This window comes from Nibrella saemangeumensis, from assembly GCF_039541915.1.
GTDB lineage: Bacteria > Bacteroidota > Bacteroidia > Cytophagales > Spirosomataceae > Nibrella > Nibrella saemangeumensis.
Map to the genome: position 1 here is coordinate 1 of NZ_BAABHD010000039.1, position 980 is coordinate 980.

The following is a 980-nucleotide window of genomic DNA, read 5'->3' on the forward strand; positions in this document are numbered from 1 at the left end:
TAGCTTTGGTCAGCCGGTAACGGTCAGTGTACTGAGTAATGATCTGGCGGGTAACGGTCAGCCGGCCACGCTGGCTAATGTGACCGCACCAACGATTGTGGATCAACCCAACAATGGCACGGCGGTGATCAATCCTGATGGCACCATCACCTACACGCCGGCCCCTGGCTTTGCCGGCTCTGATACCTTGACGTATCAGATCTGCTCGATCATCAGCCCCAGTGTATGTGCCACGGCACAGGTGATTTTCACGGTACCGTCAGCACCGCCGGTGGCTAACCGCGATGATGCCAACACGGCCTTTGCCCAGCCGGTGACCATCCCTGTGCTGATCAATGATGCCGCTCGTGGTGGACTGACGGCCAGCCTGACCAATGTGACCGCTCCGCTGATTGTGGAAGGCCCTGACAATGGTACGGCGGTGGTGAACTCAACCGGCAGCATCACCTACACGCCGAACGCAGGCTTTGCCGGTAGCGACACGCTGATCTACCGCATCTGCGATCAGGTCAATCCGCTCTTATGCGATTCAGCCCTGGTGGTCATCAATGTAGGCACGGTGGTACCGGAGGCTAACCGCGACAACTATGTGACGGCTCTTAACACAGCGGTTCAGATCCCGGTGCTGCTCAACGATGAAGCCCGTGGCAACCAGCCGGCCAGCCTGACCAACGTGACGGCACCGGTGATTGTGGATGCACCCAATAACGGTACGGTAACGCTCAACGCCGATGGCTCCATCACCTACACGCCGGCCCCTGGCTTTGCCGGGCAGGACAGCTTCATCTACCGCATCTGTGATGTAGCCAACACCAGTTTGTGTGACACCGCTCTGGTGGTGGTCAACATAGGCAGTGCCGCACCAGTGGCCAACCCGGATGTAGCAACGGTAGCGTTTAACCAGCCCACCACGGTCAATGTGCTGGCCAATGATGCCGACCGCAACGGTACCGTACCGGCCAGTCTGGCCACGGTGACCA

1 protein-coding gene is annotated in these 980 nt (G+C 59.1%); it reads left to right on the plus strand.

Translation table 11 applies throughout. The features are described from left to right. The coding region (locus ABD949_RS18200; RefSeq protein WP_345245572.1) for an Ig-like domain-containing protein at nt 1-980 on the plus strand (980 nt) is incomplete at both ends.